Here is a 16,333-nt window from a genome sequence, read left to right as displayed (position 1 = left end):
GAATCTCATGCGCCAAAGGGGTGATTGTCGGATGACCGGCAATTGCAAAATAGCACAATCAACATATGCTCTTTATTGAAAAGTAAATTATATAAAAGAGTTGCAAGCGTACTGACTTAAGGGAGGAAGTATGGCTACAAATGGTAAAGGCGAAGGGGCGGACCTTCGACCTGATTTAAAAATCCTTGTCCCGGCGACGTTGGTGCTTCTGGGCATTATCGCTTGTTCCATTCTTTTCACCGAGGCAAGTGAAAAAGTTCTCAAAGCGGCTTACTCCGTTTTTACTCATAACACTGGGACTCTCTACCTCTGGGTAACCGTAGGTATGATGTTTCTGTGCGCGTTTTTCATGTTCTCCAGCTACGGCAACATCAAGTTTGGTGACGAAGATGAAAAACCCGAGTTCAATAACTTCTCATGGATTGCCATGATGTTCTGCTCCGGTGTTGCCGGTGCGGTTATGTTCTGGTCCATTGTTGAGCCTCTGTTCAACCTGGCCTATCCCCCTAAATATGCAGAACCCCTGAGCAGGGAGTCTTTTGAGTGGGCTATGTCCTACGTTCTGCTGCACTGGGGACCCGTAACATGGCCTTGGTACATGGTTACCGCATTGCCCATCTGCTACATGTTCTACAAGCGTAAAAAGCCTGTTCTGCGTATCAGCTCTGCTGCAGAGCCTGTTCTCGGCAAAAGAGTCAACGGCGGCATCGGCAAGGGAATCGAGATTTTCTTCATCATCGGTCTCATGTTCTCCAATGCCGCGGTTATGGGCGTTTCTGTACCCATTGTTAACCATGCTCTGGCCCAGACCCTCGGCATCGAGCCCAGCTTTACCCTTGAAATGATCATCCTCGCTATCAGTGCTTGTATCTTCACTGCCAGTGTTTCCATGGGTCTGAGTAAAGGTATTAAGATGCTTTCCGATGCCAACGTAGTTATCGCGCTGTCCATGGTATTCTTCTGCCTCGTGGCAGGTCCCACCGTGTTCATCGTGGATAACTTCACCAACTCTTTCGGTCATATGGTTGGTAACTTCTGGGACATGATCTTCTGGACCGATCCTTACACTGAAGGTTCCTTCCCTCAGGACTGGACAATCTTCTACGCCCTGTGGATGGCTTCTTACGGTCCCTTCATGGGCCTGTTCATTGCCCGCATCTCCCGCGGACGTACTGTAAGAAATGTAGTCGGCATGGGTCTGGCTGGCGGTATTGCCGGTTCCTACATGATCCATGCTGTATTCGGTGGCTACACCATGTGGGCTCAGCTCACCGGTGTTGTTGATGCTGTAGGTATCCTTAAGGCAAGCGGTGGTCCTGCTGCTCTGGTTGCTGTTCTGAGCACCCTGCCTGCAGGTCACATTGTACTCATCGGTTACTGCGTCTTCTCCACTATCTTCCTGGCAACCAGTGTTGACTCCTGCGCATATGTAATTTCTTGCTCAGCGACCACCAAACTGGTTCCCGGACACGAACCCACTCGTGGTCACCGTTTTTACTGGGCTGCCGTTCAGGCCGGTTTGGCACTTGCGGCGATTACCATGGGCGGCCTCGGACCGGTTAAGGTCTTCGCGAACTTCTCCGGTGCACTCATGCTTATCCCCATCGCATTCGCGGTAGCAGCATGGTTCAAGATGGTTAAAGAGGATAACGCACTGATGATGTGCTGCACACCAAAGAAATAAACAACCTCGCGTAGCAAAGGGAAAGACCCTTGAGTCCTGAAGGATAACCCTCTCAGGGGTCTCCCCTTGCGCAAGAGATAAAACATAAGTAGTTGAAATAAAAGGAGAAATGAAATGGCAGCTAAAGCGAAAAGAGTAGCACTGCTCGGATTTGACTGCGCAATTCCCAAGAGACTTGAAGCTCTTATTGAAGAAGGCGCACTGCCCAACTTTAAAAAGTTCAAGAGCGAAGGTTCTTACATGACTGAAGGGTATAACATGCCCACAGTTACCCCTCCGTCCTGGGCTACTATCTGCACCGGTGCATTCCCCCGCACCCACGGTGTAGAGGACTACTACTATTACAACGAAGGTGAATCCCTGCACTTCTCCAAGTGTGTACAGGCTTTCGGTTCCGACATGCTCACCGCTCAGACCATCTGGGACAAGTGGGACAAGGCCGGTAAGAAATCTCTCGTTGTAAACTACCCCGTTTCCTGGCCTTCCAAAATGGAAAACGGCATCATGGTTCAGGGTGAAGGTCTTTCTCCTGCTGAGCACCGCTGGCAGATCGAAGGTTACGAACACAAGGAATGGCTTTGTGCTGAATCCTGCGTAGCTACCGATTTCTACCCCATCGGCGTTCAGGCCCGTTTTGAAGAAGCCGAAGGCTGGAAGAACATTCCCGAAGAAGTTGAAGATCAGGAACCCCTCGAAATGGTCATTCCCATGGAATTCGGCCATGCCATGGATCCCCTCAAGCCTCAGACCTGGTACGGCCTGACCTGGGAATCCGATGACGACGGTTACGATATCTTCGCTCTTTGCCCTGAAAAAGACTTTTCCAAAGCTTTCTTCACCATTAAGCTGCGCGAATGGACCGATGTAATTGAAGCTGACTTCCCCATCGAATCCGACGGTCGTGTTGAAAAAGGTTACTTCCGCTGCAAGCTGATGGAACTTTCCGATGACGCAGAAGATTTCAAACTCTACATTTCCGGTATCAACGGCACCAAGGGCTACTGCGCTCCCGCAGACGCTCTGCAGAACGTTGACTTCACCAAGAACATCATCGCCAACGACATGGGTTTCGTAGGTCATGCCAACGGCATCATCGATGACGAAACCATCATTGAACTGGCTCAGTTCCACTCCGAATGGATCACCGAAGTTCTGACCACCCTCATGAAGGACAACCCTGATTGGGATTTGGTATACATGCACACCCACCTCATCGACTGGTTCTACCATGGCTTCCTCGACAAGATGGACAGCGATGACGAAGCAGTTCGTGAACACGCTTACAACCTTGAGCGCGCCATCTACCAGATCGAAGACACATTCCTCGGCAAAATGATGGAAATCATGCCTGAAGATGCGCTGACCTGCCTGATCTCCGACCACGGTGCAACCCCCATCGGACCGATCCTCAACACTGCTGATGCCCTGAAACAGGCTGGCCTGACCGCTTATGAAGCTCGTGAAGGTGACGGTAACTTCTTTGATGAGTCTGAAGGCTTCAACTACGAACTCATCCCCGAGAAATCCAAAGCTGTTCCCCAGCGTTACATGTTCGTCTACGTAAACCTCAAATCCAAGTACCCCGGCGGTATCGTTGAGGACGAAGATTACGAAAAAGTACGTAACGAAATCATCGACGCTCTTTACGATTACAAACACCCCGAAACCGGTGAGCGTCCGGTAATGTGCGCTATCCCCAAAGAAGATGCAAAAGTCTTCGGTATGGGTGGCGAGCAGGCCGGTGACGTTGTTTACGTTCTCAAGCCCGAATACATGGCTGAGCACGGCTACGGTTTCCCCACCGGTGAATCCGGATGCGGTTCCCTCAAGAACGTCATGATGTGGCGCGGTCCCGGCATCAAGCAGGACTACGTATACGATCGTCCCCGTTGGCTGGCTGACGTAGTACCCACCTTCTGCCACGCAACCGGCAACCCGGTTCCTGACGATACCGAAGGTGCAATCTGCTACCAGATCTTCGAAGACTAGTAATAAAATTTGACCCCCCATGGGTCATTTCACACCCGATTCCGCTTAAGCGGAGCGATTTGATAGGGAATCGCTCCGCAAGCGGGGCCCGGAGTCAACGGAACTTCGGCCCGTTCGGCCCGGACCCCGGAACAGGGTGGGGCATTTTTTGAAACAATCCTGCAACTCCAGTGAGGGGGGAGTGGGGAAAAGAAATGGAGAACACTTAATGCTCTTTTTCGTAAATAAGCCGGAAGAGAAAATTCTTGAGCGCATCGCTATTGTAGGCGGTGACGAGGATAAAGCTCTGCTTCTGGTTGGCGATGCCGCAGTATTCGGCACAGCCCACTGGGAAGAAAAACTCGAAGATATGGATGTGGAAGATATCTACGTGGCTAAAGATGCCGTGGATGCCCGCAACATTGAACTCAGCGACAACTGTGAAGTAGTGGACTACGCCGAAATGGTCGACCTGCTGCTGGGCAGCGATGAAAAAGTCGTTTCACTTTAAGGAGAACGTGAGATGTCCAAGACTCTGACCATCATGCTTATGTCCGGTTCCGCTGAGAATGAGGATGCACAGTTTGCAACCAATCTCGCAGAAGCGGCCCTTGAGAAAGGCCACAAAGTACAGATGTATCTTTTCGGTAATGCCGTAAATATTTCCAAGAACGAAGTGCCCATTGAAGGCGACCTGCATATTGCTCCCAGACTTGTTGATCATATTGAGCCCACCAAGAACTTCGAACGCGTGGCCCGTCTGATTGAAAAAGGTGCTGATATTTCTACCTGCCACACCAACGAACATGCTCGCGGTATCGAATCCAAAGACTACGTTGAAGGCGTTAAATGGGGCGATGTCGGTGGTTCTTTTACTAAATACCTGATGACTTCGGACGTATTGCTGTCCGTGGGCCACTAAGGAGGAATGTCATGATCAATTCCGCATGTCTGATCGTATCCAAGCCTCTCGGTGTTGAGCTTTCCGCTCTCGGTATCCGCACCGCATGGGCCTGCCACCAGAACGGCTTTGAATGCAAGCTGGTCTTCTCCGAAGAAGGCGTCTGGTGTCTGACTGATAAGCCCGGCTACCACAATTCCATGATCAAGGATTTCCTCGGTGAAGACGGTGAAGTCGTCTGTGTCCGTGAAGACCTCGAGAAGCGCGGTATTGATGAAGATGCGCTGGTGGATGGCGTAGAACTCATCGATGCTGATGAAGTGGCTGAGATCTGTGAAGATTTCGAAACCGTCAACTATTTCTAAAAGAATTTGAGGGAAGGAAAATGTCCAAAGTAGAATTCGAACGTCTTGATAAGAATCGTGATTGTTTCAAAGTAGGTGCCAAAGCTGTTCCTGAAATCATCATGGATTTCTCCAGCATCACACCTGAAGAGCGCAATCAGGAGAGCATGGGCTCCCGCATGCTCTGTGTTGCAGCTCTTGCCTGCTACAGCAACACATTTGTCAATGCTCTTGAGCGTAATGGCGCAGAAGTTAAATCCATGACCGGTTCCGCTGAAGCCAGCAAGGATAAAGACGAAGTTATGCGCACCCGCTACACCGAACTGGAAATCAATATTGAAGTCGGTCTTGATGAAAAGGACCGTGAAGTCTTTGAAACAGTAAAAGACAACATGCTCAACGGCTCCCTGCTGACTTACTCCCTCGAAGAAGGCATGGAAGTTGACTACAACCTGACAATGAAAGCCGTTTAATTAGCGGTTTCAGAAATATAAAAATATCTAGGGTTCATCCCACTTTAATTTAAGGAGAAAATAAAATGGCAGATAAAAAAGTAATCCTCGTGGCTTGTGGTTCCGCAGCAGTTGACGCAGACGGCGCAGCTCTCAAGAAATTCATGAAAAAGACTGCTTCCGTAGCTTCTTTTGACAATGCAGACGTTGTTGCTGCAGCTTCCAAAATCGAAGGCGCAGCTGTTGTTGCTCCCGAAGGTATTGCCAAGGTTTTCGAAGAAGACGGTGCTTTTGCTGTTGTTGAACTCGGTGATGTTGACGGTGCTGCTCTTGAAGCTGCTGTTGCACAGATCTCTGAAGCTGCTGACCGCCGCACCCTGATCGCTATCGCTTGCAACGAAGGTCTCTTTTTCGCAGGCCTCGGCATCAACAAGAAAGCAGGCAAAGTTGAGCGTTCCGCTACTGCCGCTGATATCATCGCAACCATCTGCTACGTTGCTGACCTGCTCGTTCCCGCAGACTGCACTGGTTCCGTTCTCTACCAGGTTCTCAAAGATCCCAACATGAAGATCAAAGAAGTTACCAAGCTCAAAGAAGCTCTCGCACGCATGGAAGTTGCTCTGCAGCGTGACAACCGCGAGCCCTGGGACAAGCACGACTGCGCATAGACCAGTCAGCCGGAAAGTGTTGTTTGGCACTTTTTAGGCCGCCTGCTTGATTTTACTTAATAAATTCAGGGCCGGAGTACTCCGGCCCTTTTGTACTATTTATACAACTGCCGTGAGCCGGGGGTGTGGCTTCACGGGAATGAGGGATGAACACATGAGTACTGCAAGCGCGACAACCCTTGACGGCCTGAAGTTGAAACAGGATTTGGGGTTTGCAAAAAAAGGTCTTTTCTGGGCTCTTCTTTCCGGTATTACTTGGGGGTTTGACGGTGTTATTCTGGCAATGGCGTTCGGTATCGCCGCCTTTGCCGATGAAAGTCTTTGGCTGCTGGCTCCTTTGACTGTAGCCGGCCTTCACGATTGTTTTTCCGCTTTCTGGCTGCTGGTTTACAACATGATTACCGGCAGAATGAAGGAATTGGGCCGTACTCTGCGCAGTAAACCTGCACGTCTGGTCATGCTCGGCGCTCTCTTTGGCGGTCCGGTTGCCATGTCCAGCTATTTTTTGGGCGCAAAATTTGCCGGAGCTGCTTACGTAATGCCTATCACAGCCCTTTATCCGGCAGTGGCTTCCGTTTTCGCTTCAATTTTTCTTAAAGAACGCATTTGTAAAAGGGCCTGGGTCGGTCTGGTCATGTGTATTGTCGGTGGTATCGTCATCGGCTACACCCCGCCTGAAGGTGCTGTCGGTTCCGAGTTTTACCTTGGCATCATGCTTGCCCTGATTGCTACTTTCGGTTGGGGAATCGAAGGCGTGCTGGCTACTTCCGGCATGGATTTCCTTGATCCCGCTGTAGCACTCAACGTACGTCAGCTTACTTCCGCATTCGTCTTCCTGACCGTGGTCCTGCCTCTTGCCGGCGGCTGGGATCTGATTGTTCCCGCTCTGACCAGCAATCTGCACTGGGTCTTCCCAGTTGCTGCGTTTGCCGGAGCCCTTTCCTATCTTTGCTGGTACCGGGCCATGAACATGACCGGTGTTAGCCGTGCCATGGCTATCAACATTACCTACTCCCTGTGGGGCATCTTTTTCAGTGCACTGCTTACTGAGATTGAAATCACCAAGTCCCTGCTTGTCGGGGCAGCTATCATTACCGTCGGTATGGTCATGGTTGTGGGTAACCCCAAAGACATGGTTAACCTTCGTAACGTGGATTAAGGAGACTAGATATGAATATGCAGGTCCAGAAGCCGCTTAAGCTTTATATTGCTGAAATTTTCGGTAACGGCGAACCTCTTGATGTCAAGGGGATTCATGAACTGGTCAACGCCTATTATCCCGGCGAAAAATATTGTTCTGTTTCTACCATTTCAGAACACCTGAAATCCCTTAAGGCTGTAGGTATTCTCCATGAGGAAGGGTCTTATGTGGATGACAAAGGGGAGCTTGTGTCCGTCTACCGCATCTCTGAATACGGTTTGGATAAACTCCATAAAGCGCAATAGATATAAGCGGCTGGCTCATCAACAGGGCCAGCCGCTTTTTTGAAGGGTTATATTACGTACATAATTGGATGCTTTTTTTGCTTGCACTAAATTAAATTGAGACATAAGTGTCGCGACATAAATGTCGCACATGTTTGCAGAGGGGGTAAGCATGAACAAATTAACATATGATGAGCTTCTTGAGCGATGCAGCCTTTTTGAGGATCAGATTAAAGCTTCAAGAGAAACCGAAAAAGAGTTGCAGGAGAGTAAACTCCAGCTGACCCGTCTTTTCAACAATCTGCCCGGGATGGTTTACCGTTGTTCGCTTGACGAGAATAATCATCCGACACTCGATTTCGTCAGTAAGGGGTGCAGTGACCTTTTCGGAGTCGCCCCGGAGTTTTTCACAGACCAGCATACCAATGTTATGGAAACTCTGGCTCATCCGGACGACCTGTCTTCCATGCGCAAGGAGCAGAATGCTGCAATACTGAATCGTCGTCCTTATAAGCTTCTTTATCGCGTCTGTCTTGATTCAGACCGCCGTAAATGGATCTGGGATCAGGGGGAATGCCTTTATGATGAAGAAGGCAGGCCGACTTTTCTTGAAGGGATAATGGTCGATATCAGCGCCCAGAAGCTTCGCGAATATGAACTTCTGCAGGAAAACCAGCGCTTGCGCGGGACCTTGGAAGATCGTTTCAAGTTCGGTTCCATCATCGGCAAGAGCAACGGCATGCGTGAAGTTTTCAAGCTGATCATGAAGGCTGCCAAGCGTGATTCCAATGTGATTATCTTCGGTGAAACCGGAACAGGTAAGGATCTGGTGGCCCAGACTATCCACGAACAGAGCGGGTCTGAGGGGGCCTATGTTCCTGTTAACTGTGGTGCTATTCCTTCCAACCTTATGGAAAGTGAATTTTTCGGTCATAAAAAAGGGGCTTTTTCCGGTGCTACATCAGACCGTCAGGGGTATCTTGCCGCTGCTGACGGCGGGACCCTGTTTCTGGATGAAGTAGGGGAGATTGATCTGGCTTTGCAGGTAAAGCTGCTGCGTGCCCTTGAGAGCAGGCTGTATACTCCTGTGGGCGGAACTGAGCCTCAATCATCTAATTTCAGGCTTATTGCCGCTACCAACCGGGACCTGAGCGAACTGGTCCGGCAGGGGCTGATGCGGTCTGATTTCTTTTTCCGTCTGCACGTTTTGCCAATTCATGTTCCGCCCTTGCGGGAGAGGATTGAAGACCTGCCGTTGCTTATTAATGAATTTATGGCTCGTTATCTGGGTCGCACTGATTCGCTTCCGCGAATTCCCGGCAAAATCCGGGCAGCCATGGACCACCACCATTGGCCCGGAAATGTACGTGAATTACAGAACGTTCTGGAACGTTATCTTACCTTCGGGGAAATGGTTTTCAGTGATCTGGGTATTCATACCCCTGAGGTTGGTCCCGATGTGGGAGAAGCAGTGAAATTATTTGAGACAGGTACAACTTTTTCAGAAGCTGTTGAATCTTTTGAAAGACATGTTCTATTGAAGGCATTAGAGCGGAATCATTGGAAAAAAGGAGCTACGGCTGACGAGTTGGGTTTAAATATGCGAACCATGCAGCGAAAACTTAAAAAATATGGACTTTAGTGATTCGAAGAATATGACATTTATAGCGCGTTGCGACATTTGTGTCGCTTGCTGCAAAATGATATAAATTAAGCTATTTTACATTGTTTTATTGGAAAAGGACGACATTATTGTCGTCCTTTTTTTGTTTTGTGCTCTGTTGTATGTATAAAAATCAAATAAAACAGTATCTTACAAAGGTGGCACATCATATGCTCTAGGGCTGAATGATTGTGCTACCGGAATTTTTTCGAAACAAGACATAAGCCTTGATCGAGTTAAGCTCTTGGAAAGCAACTGGGCACATTTAAGGTGAGAGCCGTAGGACCCACGGTCTTAATGCTTCGGGATATTGCAGAATATTTATCTCTTTGGCTGCAACATCCTCCTCTCCGGAATTCTCAACGCAATGAATCCGGTTTCCGCCAGAAGCGTCACCTGCCCCCACTTTCCAAGAGCTTGTCCGGTAACGAGATATTTGAACCGACATCCTTGAAGTACGGAAATTTCCCATCGGCATATTTCCCGACAAAGAGGTTTAGGCCTGCCCGCTGCAGAGCGGGCGGGCCATTATAATATTTTAGGAGCTGGACAATGAAGTGGAGTGAATTCAAGAAAACCCAGAAGGCTGGGTATATATTTATTATTCTTGGTATTCTTAACTGGAGCGGTAACTTTGTTGCTGCACGTGGACTGGCCGGGACTATTGATCCCGCAACCCTTAACCTACTGCGCTGGGTGCTGGCCACGCTGATTTTCCTTCCTTTCGGAATCAAGGCTTTCATGAAAGAGCGTCATCTTGTTGCCCGCTATTGGAAAGAGCTTTCCGTCATCGCTCTTTGCGGCATCTCCCTTTACGATACTCTTGTCTTTATTGCCGGAGAGACATCCGAAGCGTTGAACATGTCCCTTATTTCAACCATGTCTCCCCTGCTTACCGCATTGGTCGCCCAGTTTTTTATGAAGGAAAAGCTCAAGCCGAGCATGTATGCCGGGATTGCCGTCAGCACCTTCGGAGTTGCCCTGTTGGTCACTGACGGTAGTCTCGACACCCTGTTGAACATGCATTTTGCCAAGGGTGACCTGCTTATTCTGTGTACGGCCATGATGTCCGCAATTTACAACACTGTTGTAAATAAAATTGCCGGAAAGATCAGCCAGACAACCCTGCTCATGTGTTGCTGCCTGTTCGGAACTCTGTACATAGTTCCTATTTATTTCTGGGAAACCGGCGGGCAGATCATTATGCCCGAGTTCACTTACAATCTCGTGGTTTCACTTATTTACCTGTCTGTTTTTGCATCAATCCTCTGCTACCTGTTTTGGAATATGGCAGTTGAGGCCATCGGTGCCTCCAAGGCGGCCCTGTTTTACTACACTCTGCCCCCGGCGAGTGCGGTGGTAGCGTGGTTTGTCATCCATGAGCCGGTGAACATGAATCAGGTTTTTAGTGGCATGATAATTCTTGCCGGAATTATCTTTGCCTTATATGGTGGCTCCCTCAATTTTATGAGGCGAAAGGCACACAGCTATGGATAATAAAATCAGGCAGATAAGTGACTCCTTAGCTTGGAATATATTCCTGATGGCTGTGGGGGCATTTGTCTTTATCATCGGCTACAACGGCATCGCGGCGCATCATAATTTTGTGCCCGGTGCCCTTTATGGTTTTGCTGTTGTAATGCAGAAGATATCACCGGAACTTTCTTTGTCCCGGTGGTATTTGCTTTTGAACATTCCGCTGTTCATTCTGGCTTGGAAAGGGGTCAGCCGCAGGTTCTTTTTTCTGAATCTGTTGACCATGAGTATGGTTACCTTTCTGACTTCTTATGTGCATCTTGATCTTGGAATTCAGAATGAGATGTACGCGGCCATTGCTTCCGGTGCAATTATGGGCGCCGGATGCGGGATTATCCTGCGAACCTACGGCGGGGGAGGCGGTCTTGATGTTGTGGCGGTTATCCTTAACCAGCGCTACGGGATCAGGTTCGGGGCCTTCTACTTTGTAATCAACGCCGTGGTCATGAGTTTTGCGTTGAGCAGATATACTCCGGATAAGATCATTGCTTCGCTGCTAATGCTCTTTATCAGTTCCGTGCTGACTGAGTACGTGCTTTCGCTTTTCAACCAGCGCAAGGCCGTGCGTATTATTTCCCGAAAGTCGGAAATCATTGTTCATGAGCTGACCCGGAATAAAAAAATGCATGCCACCATCATTCCCGGTAAGGGCGGTTATTCCGGTGAGCGCATTGATATGGTTTACTCCATTACAGATAACCTGCGCTTGCGTTCCCTTGAACAGGTGGTTTTTGAAATCGATCCCGAAGCTATTTTTGTGGTTGAAAACACCTTCAGCGTCATCGGGCAGAATATCAACAAGCGTAAGGCTTATTAAAAATTTCCATCTCCACATCCTTATTAGAGAAAGGGTGTTGCAACGAATTGTTGCAACACCCTTTTGATTTTTGGTGGGCCAAGTTGCTTATTTGCTGTTGACCATAAAGGAACAGAATAATTGCAGCCTCGCATTGTAAGTGCATCTTCACTTAAAAGTATCATGAATGTAGTTTATACGTAAAATAGAGCGTAGGTAGTTTGCTCCTTGAAAATCTTAAATGATGCTTTTGCGAGGCGAATATGATTCGAAAGACAAACTTTTTATATGTATTGTTAATTGTAGCGGAGCTATTCTTCTGGACCACTGATACCTATGCCGGAGATGGCCCCGGATCGGTTTCGGACATGATGCCTGTAAAAAATACCCCGGCTGTTGTTCAGAATTTTTCGGAAAATCTGTCAAAAGACGGGATGGCTCATGCTTGCGAGCGGCTTTCTACTTTTTTTTCCGTGGCAGCTATTGCGCAGAATGAAGTTCCCAAGGTCTTTCGCTCTATTCTGGGCAGCAACTGGAATATGAGCCCGGGGGAACATGGATTGGTCCTGCTCATGCTGACTTTTGCCTGGGTCGGGGGCATGTTCGGTTATAGGCAGATGACTGCCGGGTTGCGGTTTCAAATTTCACAAATCCCGGAAGACGCACTCTGGTACATAAAGATGGGCCGTCAGTTTTTTCGGGCCTGTATCACCCTTACAGGCCTGGCCTTTATCTCTTTTGCTCTCAGTGCAATTTATCTGCTTATATTGCATGACGGAACCTCCGGGGGGCCGGTGCTTGCTGCATGGCTGCTCTCCATGGCAACTTTCGAAATGATAGGTCTTGTTTCCCATTTCCTGCTGGCTCCTGATACCCCGTCTCTGCGTTTTTTTAATCTGCATACAGATACCGCCCGCTATATGCATCACTGGAATCTTCGTATAGCTGTTGTGATTTCTGTGGGCGTTCTTTTGGGTTCCCTTATCCGGCTGGAGGACAAAAGCGAAACCATTTATCTGTTGGTTGGTTCATGTGCGGGGTTTGTTGTAATCTCAATCCTTTCAACACTACTCTGCATTAACAGACTCCATATCAGGGCGTTCATACTTTCCCGCACCCGTGCAGAAAGCATGGTTAGACAACTTGCCGGATTCTGGCATGTCGGTGCTCAGGTATATCTCTGGAGTCTCTGGATTTTCTGGGAGCTGACTCTTGTCGTACTGGGAGCTGATGCCATGCTTCCCGGATTCATGACTTTGCTGGCCTTACCTTTGTACTTTCTAGCCGATATGGTGATTCGGAAGCTGATAGTTTTTGCTGCTGATTTTGTTGTTTCTTCAGATAATGCAGACGAAATAGATGTTAATTATATCAGTCGGCTCCAGTTGTTTTTAGTCTTCACTTTCCGTGTTCTTTTGTTTTGCGGAATTGCTTTTGATCTTATTGATGTCTGGGGATTTGATTTCGATCTTGGCGAAAGGATAGTCAGCGCAGCTTTTGAGTCAATATCCGCTCTAATCACGGCTTATGTGATCTGGATCTTCGTCAGCCGTTTTTTTGAACGTAAGATCGCTGAAAAAAGGAAAGATGAAGGGAACTGCTATGAAGGTGATCGTTTCAGTACCCTGCTGCAACTGGTTAAGACATTCCTTTTCGCCACTATTTTTATAGTGACAATATTGATCGTCCTTGCGGCCCTTGGTGTGAATATAGGGTCGCTCATTGCCGGGGCCAGTGTTTTCGGTATTGCCATTGGTTTTGGTTCTCAGACTTTGGTTAAAGACATTATTTCCGGGATTTTCTTTCTTATGGATGACGCTTTCCGGGTGGGGGATTACATTGAGACCGCCGGAGCCAAAGGAACTGTTGAGGCTATTTCTGTCCGTTCCATCAAGCTGCGTCACCATCGCGGTTTTTTGTATACTATTCCCTTCGGGGCCATGGAAGTGGTTAGAAACAATACCCGCGATTGGGCGATTATGAAGTTGCATTATCTGGTGCCCTTTGACACCAACGTGAAGAACGTCAAGAAGATCATCAAACAGATCAATGTGTCTATTCGCGCTGATGAGGAGTTCAATGAAATGCTCCTTGACGATATAAAGTGTCAGGGTGTTGTGGCTATGGAAGAGTACGGCATGCGTATGCGTCTTAAGTTCACGACTCGGCCGGGCAGCCAGTTCACTATTCGCAAGCACGTGCTGGCAATGCTCAGGGAGAAATTTGCAGAAGCTGGAATTGAGTTCGCACGGCCCCGTGTCTCGGTCCAGATCCCTGACGGTGCGGAGCTTTCGGATGAAGAACGTACATCCATCGCTGCAGCAGCTTCAAATGATGAGGATAAACGTTTGAAAGCAAAGGTGGTCATTCCTGAGGCCACTGCAGTACCATAACAGGATCAAGCCGGTTCCTTTTTCGCTGAATCTCAAAAACAGGTTTGAGCTAAGCAGGATGGAAGTATCTATCAGGGATCTGACATGAAAATTACAAGTGCGTAATGTTGGGCCAATAGTGTTTACACAGAAAATTAATTGTGAATAGTTTGCTCCTCAAAATCTTAAGTGATGTTTGTGCGAGGAGACTATGATTCGAAAGACAAGTTTTTTATATGTATTGGTAATTTTTGCGGGACTATTTTTCTGGTCCTGTAATTCTCATGCCGGCCCGGTTCCCGGTTCGGTCTCGGATATGGTGCCTGTTAAGAATGCCCCGGCTGCCGTTCAGAATATTCCGGAGAATATATCGCCGGAACAGGTGCATTCTCTTTTGGCCGGAATGCCTGATGAACGGGTCCGCGAGATGCTCATTGCGGAGATGCAGAAAGAAGCGGCCAAGCCGAAATCCGAGAATGACCAGCCTGCCGGATTCGCCGCCCTAAGCAAGAAATTTAAAGACGGGATGGCTCATGCCCATGAACGGTTTTCAAATCTTCTTTCCGGGGCGGCAGTGGCACAGGATGAAGTTCCCAAGGCTTTGCAGTCCATTCTGGGCAGTAATCAGAATATGAGTCCGGGTGAGCATGGACTGGCCCTGCTTCTTCTGACTGTTTTCTGGCTTGGTGGAATGATCGGTTACCGCAAAATGACCGGAGGTTTACGGTCTAAAATTTCGCAGACCCCGGAATATGCCTTCTGGTATACAAAAATGGGCCGGCTTTTTTTTCGGGCCTGCATCGATCTTGTGGGCCTGATCTTCATCTCTTCAGCCATCAGTGCAATCTACCTGCTCGTCTTTCATGACGGAACATCGGGCAGGCCGGTGCTGGCTGCATGGCTGCTTTCCATGGCCACTCTTGAAATGATCGGGCTTGTTTCCCGTTTCCTGCTCGCTCCTGCGGCACCGTCCCTGCGTTTCATGAACCTGGAAACTGATACCGCCCGTTATATGCACCGCTGGAATCTGCGCATTGCTTCCGTGATTTCCGTGGGTGTCCTTTTGGATACCCTGATCCGTCTGGAACACAAGAGCGAGACTATCTATCTTTTGGTCAGTTCCTGTGTGGGATTTGTAGTTATCTCCATTATTTCAACACAGCTCTTCGTCAACAGGAGTAATATCAGGGCGTTCATACTCTCTCATACCCGTGAAGGGAGTATGATTGGGCAGTTGGCTGGTTTTTGGCTCATTGCTGCCCAGATTTATCTTTGGAGTTTTTGGATTTTTTGGGAACTGGCTCTTGTCGTTCTGGGTGACGAAGCTATGCTCCCGGGGTTCATGACTCTGTTGGCCCTGCCGTTCTATTTTCTGGCCGACATGGGCATTCGCAAGCTGGTGGCTTTTGCCGCTGACTTTGCTGCTTCTGCCGAAGATGAAGCTGATGGTAATCATATCAGCCGTTTTCAATCTTTTCTGGTATGCAGTTTCCGGGTGCTCTTGTTTTGCGGAATCCTTTTTGATCTCATCGATGCCTGGGGAATTGATTTTGATCTTGGAGAAAGCGTCGTCGGTGCCGCTTTTGAATCCATGTCCGCACTCATTGTGGCTTACGTGGTCTGGATTTTCATCAGCCGTTTTTTTGAGCGTAAGATTGTCGAAAAAACAAAAGATGGCGAGAACAGCTATGAAGGTGACCGTTTCAGCACCCTGCTGCAGCTGGTTAAGAAGTTCCTTTTCGCCACCATCCTAGTGCTGACTGTATTGATTGTGCTTGCGGCCCTCGGGGTGAACATTGGTCCGCTTATTGCCGGGGCCAGTGTCTTCGGTATTGCCATCGGCTTCGGCTCCCAGACCTTGGTTAAGGATATTATTTCCGGGATTTTCTTTCTTATGGATGATGCTTTTCGGGTTGGGGACTACATTGAAACCGCCGGGGCCAAAGGTACTGTGGAGGCTATCTCGGTCCGTTCCATCAAGCTGCGCCATCATCGCGGTTTCCTGTACACCATCCCCTTCGGATCTATGAAAATGGTCAAGAACAATACCCGCGACTGGGCGATTATGAAACTTCAATATCTGGTGTCTTTTGATACCAACGTGAAGAAGGTCAAAAAGATTATCAAGAAGATTAACAAGGCCATTCGCGCAGATGAAGAGTTTAATGCAATGCTCCTTGATGACATCAAGTGTCAGGGCGTCATGGCTATGGAAGAGTATGGGATGCGTATGCGTCTTAAATTCATGACTCGTCCGGGCAGCCAGTTCACCATCCGCAAACATGTTCTGGCAATGCTCAGGGAAAAGTTTGCAGAAGCGGGAATTGAATTCGCCCGCCCGCGCGTATCGGTTCAGATTCCTGATGGTGCGGAACTCTCCAATGAGGAACGGGCCGGGATAATCGCTGCCGCAACAAGCGATGCCGACAAACGTATGAAAGCCCAAAATGCGCCTCCGGCTCAACCTGTGTCAAAAGTTTAATCAAGGTCCGGCCCTTGTTTGAGGGCCGGATTAAAAAATATT

General features: G+C 48.6%; 14 protein-coding genes. All 14 read left to right on the top strand.

Going from position 1 to position 16,333, the window contains the following annotated elements; genetic code table 11:
* Positions 1 to 130 precede the first annotated feature (130 nt).
* The 14 genes from ACO05Z_RS18480 (at position 131) to ACO05Z_RS18415 (ending at position 16,291) form a co-directional block, all read left to right on the top strand.
* Entirely contained in the window at positions 131 to 1,684 is a 1,554-nt protein-coding gene (locus tag ACO05Z_RS18480; protein WP_421903658.1) for a BCCT family transporter, read from the top strand.
* A 114-nt stretch (positions 1,685 to 1,798) separates the two neighbouring features.
* Positions 1,799 to 3,673, top strand: a complete 1,875-nt coding sequence (locus tag ACO05Z_RS18475) for an alkaline phosphatase family protein (protein ID WP_421903657.1) — start codon at positions 1,799 to 1,801, stop codon at positions 3,671 to 3,673.
* A 208-nt stretch (positions 3,674 to 3,881) separates the two neighbouring features.
* A complete protein-coding gene (locus ACO05Z_RS18470) occupies positions 3,882 to 4,163 on the top strand; it encodes a DsrH/TusB family sulfur metabolism protein (protein ID WP_421903656.1) in 282 nt (93 codons plus the stop codon).
* 12 nt (positions 4,164 to 4,175) lie between these two features.
* A complete protein-coding gene (locus ACO05Z_RS18465; protein WP_421903655.1) occupies positions 4,176 to 4,574 on the top strand; it encodes a DsrE family protein in 399 nt (132 codons plus the stop codon).
* A gap of 11 nt (positions 4,575 to 4,585) precedes the next feature.
* Positions 4,586 to 4,918, top strand: a complete 333-nt coding sequence (locus ACO05Z_RS18460; protein WP_421903654.1) for a DsrH/TusB family sulfur metabolism protein — start codon at positions 4,586 to 4,588, stop codon at positions 4,916 to 4,918.
* A 20-nt stretch (positions 4,919 to 4,938) separates the two neighbouring features.
* Positions 4,939 to 5,370 (top strand): OsmC family protein, encoded by a 432-nt coding sequence (locus ACO05Z_RS18455; protein WP_421903653.1) that lies wholly within the window; start codon positions 4,939 to 4,941, stop codon positions 5,368 to 5,370.
* A gap of 65 nt (positions 5,371 to 5,435) precedes the next feature.
* Positions 5,436 to 6,017: a hypothetical protein gene (locus ACO05Z_RS18450; protein ID WP_421903652.1), complete on the top strand. Its 582-nt coding sequence runs from the start codon at positions 5,436 to 5,438 to the stop codon at positions 6,015 to 6,017.
* Positions 6,018 to 6,171: 154 nt separating this feature from the next.
* The gene (locus ACO05Z_RS18445; RefSeq protein WP_421903651.1) at positions 6,172 to 7,176 is read left to right on the top strand and encodes a DMT family transporter; all 1,005 of its coding nucleotides are present in this window, start codon (positions 6,172 to 6,174) and stop codon (positions 7,174 to 7,176) included.
* 11 nt (positions 7,177 to 7,187) lie between these two features.
* A complete protein-coding gene (locus tag ACO05Z_RS18440) occupies positions 7,188 to 7,463 on the top strand; it encodes a hypothetical protein (protein WP_421903650.1) in 276 nt (91 codons plus the stop codon).
* A gap of 151 nt (positions 7,464 to 7,614) precedes the next feature.
* Positions 7,615 to 9,084, top strand: coding sequence for a sigma-54 interaction domain-containing protein (locus tag ACO05Z_RS18435; RefSeq protein ID WP_421903649.1), 1,470 nt, complete (start codon positions 7,615 to 7,617; stop codon positions 9,082 to 9,084).
* 573 nt (positions 9,085 to 9,657) lie between these two features.
* Positions 9,658 to 10,602, top strand: coding sequence for a DMT family transporter (locus tag ACO05Z_RS18430; protein WP_421903648.1), 945 nt, complete (start codon positions 9,658 to 9,660; stop codon positions 10,600 to 10,602).
* The gene (locus ACO05Z_RS18425; RefSeq protein ID WP_421903647.1) at positions 10,595 to 11,458 is read left to right on the top strand and encodes a YitT family protein; all 864 of its coding nucleotides are present in this window, start codon (positions 10,595 to 10,597) and stop codon (positions 11,456 to 11,458) included. The genes ACO05Z_RS18430 and ACO05Z_RS18425 overlap by 8 nt, the downstream gene beginning before the upstream one ends.
* Before the next feature lie 242 nt (positions 11,459 to 11,700).
* Complete coding sequence (locus ACO05Z_RS18420; protein ID WP_421903646.1) at positions 11,701 to 13,830, top strand: mechanosensitive ion channel domain-containing protein; 2,130 nt, start codon at positions 11,701 to 11,703, stop codon at positions 13,828 to 13,830.
* A gap of 190 nt (positions 13,831 to 14,020) precedes the next feature.
* Positions 14,021 to 16,291 (top strand): mechanosensitive ion channel domain-containing protein, encoded by a 2,271-nt coding sequence (locus ACO05Z_RS18415; RefSeq protein WP_421903645.1) that lies wholly within the window; start codon positions 14,021 to 14,023, stop codon positions 16,289 to 16,291.
* The last annotated feature ends 42 nt before the right edge of the window (positions 16,292 to 16,333 follow it).

The organism is Maridesulfovibrio sp., from assembly GCF_965230075.1.
Classification (GTDB): Bacteria; Desulfobacterota; Desulfovibrionia; order Desulfovibrionales; family Desulfovibrionaceae; genus Maridesulfovibrio.
The sequence above is the reverse complement of the archived record's forward strand: the minus strand, read 5'-3'. Positions and strand labels throughout refer to the sequence as shown.

Coding starts and splice junctions, on each gene's coding strand:
- ACO05Z_RS18445 (WP_421903651.1), top strand. CDS start 6,172: ATGAGTACTGCAAGCGCGACAACCCTTGACGGCCTGAAGTTGAAACAG.
- ACO05Z_RS18470 (WP_421903656.1), top strand. CDS start 3,882: ATGCTCTTTTTCGTAAATAAGCCGGAAGAGAAAATTCTTGAGCGCATC.
- ACO05Z_RS18475 (WP_421903657.1), top strand. CDS start 1,799: ATGGCAGCTAAAGCGAAAAGAGTAGCACTGCTCGGATTTGACTGCGCA.
- ACO05Z_RS18440 (WP_421903650.1), top strand. CDS start 7,188: ATGAATATGCAGGTCCAGAAGCCGCTTAAGCTTTATATTGCTGAAATT.
- ACO05Z_RS18425 (WP_421903647.1), top strand. CDS start 10,595: ATGGATAATAAAATCAGGCAGATAAGTGACTCCTTAGCTTGGAATATA.
- ACO05Z_RS18415 (WP_421903645.1), top strand. CDS start 14,021: ATGATTCGAAAGACAAGTTTTTTATATGTATTGGTAATTTTTGCGGGA.
- ACO05Z_RS18450 (WP_421903652.1), top strand. CDS start 5,436: ATGGCAGATAAAAAAGTAATCCTCGTGGCTTGTGGTTCCGCAGCAGTT.
- ACO05Z_RS18420 (WP_421903646.1), top strand. CDS start 11,701: ATGATTCGAAAGACAAACTTTTTATATGTATTGTTAATTGTAGCGGAG.
- ACO05Z_RS18435 (WP_421903649.1), top strand. CDS start 7,615: ATGAACAAATTAACATATGATGAGCTTCTTGAGCGATGCAGCCTTTTT.
- ACO05Z_RS18465 (WP_421903655.1), top strand. CDS start 4,176: ATGTCCAAGACTCTGACCATCATGCTTATGTCCGGTTCCGCTGAGAAT.
- ACO05Z_RS18455 (WP_421903653.1), top strand. CDS start 4,939: ATGTCCAAAGTAGAATTCGAACGTCTTGATAAGAATCGTGATTGTTTC.
- ACO05Z_RS18460 (WP_421903654.1), top strand. CDS start 4,586: ATGATCAATTCCGCATGTCTGATCGTATCCAAGCCTCTCGGTGTTGAG.
- ACO05Z_RS18430 (WP_421903648.1), top strand. CDS start 9,658: ATGAAGTGGAGTGAATTCAAGAAAACCCAGAAGGCTGGGTATATATTT.
- ACO05Z_RS18480 (WP_421903658.1), top strand. CDS start 131: ATGGCTACAAATGGTAAAGGCGAAGGGGCGGACCTTCGACCTGATTTA.